The organism is Pseudomonas sp. P5_A2_2, assembly GCF_054177685.1.
Window position 1 is genome coordinate 1 of record NZ_JBGCUL010000380.1, and the last position, 4,209, is coordinate 4,209.

At 50.8% G+C, this 4,209-nt stretch carries 4 protein-coding genes; 3 read left to right on the plus strand and 1 reads right to left on the minus strand.

All coding sequences use genetic code 11. The features are described 5' to 3' along the window. The 3 genes from ACXRVY_RS18780 to ACXRVY_RS18790 all read left to right on the plus strand — a co-directional run. Positions 1-308: hypothetical protein (locus tag ACXRVY_RS18780; protein ID WP_458237961.1), on the plus strand; the 308-nt coding region annotated here is incomplete at its 5' end. A gap of 1,289 nt (positions 309-1,597) precedes the next feature. Then, a complete protein-coding gene (locus ACXRVY_RS18785) occupies positions 1,598-1,996 on the plus strand; it encodes a hypothetical protein (protein ID WP_457265927.1) in 399 nt (132 codons plus the stop codon). Between the two features lie 75 nt (positions 1,997-2,071). After that, a complete protein-coding gene (locus tag ACXRVY_RS18790; protein WP_458237962.1) occupies positions 2,072-3,082 on the plus strand; it encodes a hypothetical protein in 1,011 nt (336 codons plus the stop codon). A gap of 69 nt (positions 3,083-3,151) precedes the next feature. Here the strand turns inward: ACXRVY_RS18790 and ACXRVY_RS18795 are convergent, their stop codons facing one another. Then, the gene (locus ACXRVY_RS18795; protein WP_458237963.1) at positions 3,152-3,730 is read right to left on the minus strand and encodes a hypothetical protein; all 579 of its coding nucleotides are present in this window, start codon (positions 3,728-3,730) and stop codon (positions 3,152-3,154) included. Positions 3,731-4,209 lie beyond the last annotated feature (479 nt).

Below are 4,209 nucleotides of genomic sequence, written 5' to 3' on the forward strand. Positions count from 1 at the left end.
GATCAAAATGGGAGGCCATGGCCGGCACATTCGAGTATTCAAAAAATAAGAGCGATGTTCCAATTGCGGTATTAGTCGGAAGGATAGTTAGCCCCAAGTCTTCTAAGATAGAGTTGCATAAGTGGTATGTCTCTGCTGGGGATTGCAATAAAAAAATGGGGAAGTTGGTTACTCTAAGTGTTAGTGGCGAATATCAATTCGAAAATGATTTTTTGTTTGAGAGTGGGAATGTCGCCTCATATGTTGCCAAATTTATTTGTGATGTGGCCGAGCAAGGCATCAAAAATGCTAATGGTAAGAGTTTGTGAGCTTCTTTTGAAACACCGATCAACGCGTAGCACCTGAACCACTGCGTTGAATATTTGAGGTAGACCCGAAAGTGTTCAGGTCACGTGATTTCCCGTTGTGGTTACGGGATGGCTTTGGGTTCTGATCCATTCCGCAAGCGGATCACTGAGGAACCCTTTCCAGGATCCACAGGCTGAGAGAATGACGCTAAGCAGACCAGCAAGCCATCGCAGTGATTCTTATGGACGACCCGAATGGAAGCCAGAATATCAACAAATATTTAAAACCCCTCACTATTGAGAGGACACCAGAAGAATCGAAAGCCATTCTTTGAGGCACCTCTCAGATTCCTACCGGGCTCCCTTGCGTACCCGACCAGCGACAACCGAGACGACCAGTGCGACCACCTTTCATGGGAGGAACGCCAAGCGCTCAACAGTCCCCGGTAAGCAGACCTCAGTGTCTGGCTCCAGTAGGAAGGAGCGCAGCTTGATATTGTCACTCGTTAGTCGATGTCCATGGAGGACACCGCTGAGAGACCTTGCACGGGATTGGGGCCACCGTGTATTGCTCAAGTTGCACGGGGGCCTTTAACTTAAAGATTCTTAAAGATTGCTCATTGAGTAACTCTTATTATTATTCTTTAAATAAATCTTTATTCTTTATCTTTAGGATTCCTTATAGATATCTCAAGTTGTCTCTAAGTTAGGGATTGGTCTGGCGACCATGATAATCCCTATTCTCTCAGTCACCTCAAGGAGGTCCTATGCTATTCCACTTCAAGTTAGATGGTCTTGAGCCTCAGCATCAAGCTGACCTCTTAGCCATCGAAGCGACCATGACTCCGAGATCGGCCTATGCCATCTTCACCGTCAAGACTACGGGTCTCAGGGCTCACAAGGATGTCGAAGGTGCCTATGCGTTCCTCAAGACGAGGATGTCTGTGTACCACGTAGACGCCCTCAAAGAACTCTTGGAGACCCTTAAGATCGACTTGGATAGATTGGTCCGGCTCATGAAGRATGTTCCCACCATTATGTCTAAGCGTCCAAGTGGTGCTAACCACACCCTACTCAGTAGCGAGCTAACGCTACGCCAGCAGTAACCCTGTGTCGCCTCACAGGTCCCCGTAAAGATGCCTCTCAGGTCCGCCATGTCCTGTTAGACCATCAACTTTAAATATCTGAAATCAAGAACCTATTAGTCAGTCTTGGAAGATGCCCACGCGGCTCACTCCTTGCCGTCTTGTCGTGTGCCTCTATGGCGCCAAGGCTGAACTAATGGGTCACCTCATAGGAGATCCAACACCATGAAAATCACCATCACCAACGTCCTGAAAGATGAAGTAACCGTGTCCGGTCAGACCCTGAGCCGTGAGTATGCCGAGAACATCATTCTGCCCATGCTGATCGCTCAATGCGCCACCGTTCAGAGCCGTAAGCTTGAGATCGTTAAGGTCTTCGCTGAGGCCGGTCTGTCGCTCGATGCGGTCCCTGAGGCTGCCCGAGAGTACGCCATAGACAAGTCAGAGAAGGCCCGTCTGCGTCTTCGCCAACAAGCTGAGCATGAGGCTCGTGCAGAGTGTCTCCGTGAGTGGACGCCCCGTGAGCTGGCCCAAGCGAAGGCCGATAAGGAAGCCCGTGCCGCTGCCATCCGTGAGCATGGTGCCAAGGTCTTAGCTGCCCGATCCCGTAACTCTGGCTGGTAAACCCTCAAGGGGACCTTAAAGACCACCCCTCAAACTCAACACACTTCATTCAATCCAATTCAGGAGAACCAAACTATGAAACTGACTAACCAATACATTGCACCAACCAAAGACACCGTAAAGCACGCCTCAGCGGCCTACGAGAACGGTAACACTATCCAGTTCTCCACCGGAGACATCCGCCATGAGAACTTGGGAGCCACCGACGTGTCCGTCTATGTGGAAGCCCTGACAGAGGGCCTCAGCGAATACCTCAATAGCGATGAGTGGCGTGAGGCTGCCATAGAGGCGACCCCTTGCGAGTTCCGTCCGGATGGTACTGAGGCCACTGGTCAACAGATCATCACCATGGCTGATCGCACTGTCACCTTCGACCCTCGCAAGAACTGGGACAATGAGGTGGTCGCTAAGGGCCCCGTCCTGGCCGGGTCTGTGATCTTCACTGAGCCGACCGACACCGCTCTGCTGATCAGCTACCGCCACACCGTCCTCGACCACACCTTGATTGCTGGCTGGACTGAGCAGTCCATGAGTCAGACCGCTGAGAAGCTGTTGCGGGATATCGAGTTCACTGCCGCTGGCAAGATCGCTGGCATCCTCTCGACCGCTCCTTCCACTGAGGTTGTCCCCGCGACAATGCCTACCGGCAAGCCTGTAGAGATCGCTGAGGACCTCATCGACATCTTGACGATGAACATCAACCAAACCGTGGGCACCTCACTGGCTGACTTCGTGGTTCTTCTGCCTGTGTCTCTGGTGGCCGTGTTGAACCGTGCTGCTCAGCGAGCTGGCAAGGGTGACCTCCAAGACCTCATTGGCGCCTCTGTGCAGCCTTACACTGGTACTGATCAGGGTCTGTTCCTGCTGCCTAAGATGTTCACCAGCCTGAGCTACCGTGAAGGTCGTAACGGCGACATCTGGAAGATCCAAGCGACCCGTAACGCTGCCCATCAAGCATGGGACGTTGAGATCATGGCTCAGGTAGACATCGTGGCTAACGGCAAGGTCAAGGTGAAGCTGACCGCTGATGGTCTCCAGACCGAGGATGTGGCCTTCCCGATGATCACCCGCATCACCTTGGCGTAGCTTTAGCTCGCTACTGAGCTGATCTTAAAGAACCCCGTAAGGCCGCACCGTAAAGGATGCGGCAGGGCTTTATTTGATACTATTACGACCACAGAAATAAAAGGCCCACCCCGAAAACTCGGGCAGAAAGGTAATAAAAATAATCAGAAAGTCGACTCTACGACTCACATCACCGTACCGATACTCTCTTGACTCGCCATCAGTTGTAATTTCTAACTTTTTTGTTCTAACTGGTTTGTCAGGAGACCAGTCATGTTTATCACAGATTACAGCCAGCCCATCAARCTCCCTTGAATTTAACTCGGAGTCCACATCATGACCAAACTTATTCCTTATTTTATTCAGGCCCACTAAGAACTCACCAAACTCTATTGGCATTCCAAAGGCCAGACAAAGTTGAACTTTTACGGAAAAGCTCATTCGTCCATCTTTGAAATTAAAAAACCGAGACAGTTTTGCTTGAGTTCTACTAACTAAGTATTTCTCCATGATGCTTTCAGCTATCAAATGACTTCTTAGCACACATCCTATTTCATCCTCAGTCCTTGCAGCCTTCATCAAACTGGTCACACCGATAAAAGCTCCAGCACTATCAACCATGCTCAAGCTGTCGTCGTTCATTGACTCATCGCGCTCTTGATCACGCACAAATATTCCTTATAGATTGGTTGCGAACATCATTGATGGCTTCTTACTTTGATGCCAAGCGACGCTACTCTACCAGTAGAGCTATGTTAGTGAGTCTGGCATGGTTTCGAGAGAGGACCAGTGGGCCTCGATGCTCACCCTAAAAGTCACGGGGGGCTGTAAGAAACAACCTAAAGGAGAAACCCCATGGACACCCTACAGGCTGCCTATCTGGTCTGTGTGGTTGTCCATCTGGCCTTTTGGCTGTACGGGCACCTCAAGGGACCTTAACGATAAAATACAGAAAATTTGGGAATGACCACCTCATTGCATCTACAGGCTCAGGTTCCCCCGTATGCCCTCGCGCAGGTCCTCGCGGGCGCCATAAGGACCCCTCACGGGCAGGCGATAAGGACCCCCAGAAGGCTGATTATTCGGGGCCGCTGGTGGTAGCTCTCACGGGCTCAAAGTGTTAGACCAGCGTTAGAACGATGTTAGAC

Excerpts from the sequence above, each read along its gene's own strand:
- ACXRVY_RS18785 (WP_457265927.1), top strand. The coding sequence starts at position 1,598 with ATGAAAATCACCATCACCAACGTCCTGAAAGATGAAGTAACCGTGTCC.
- ACXRVY_RS18790 (WP_458237962.1), top strand. The coding sequence starts at position 2,072 with ATGAAACTGACTAACCAATACATTGCACCAACCAAAGACACCGTAAAG.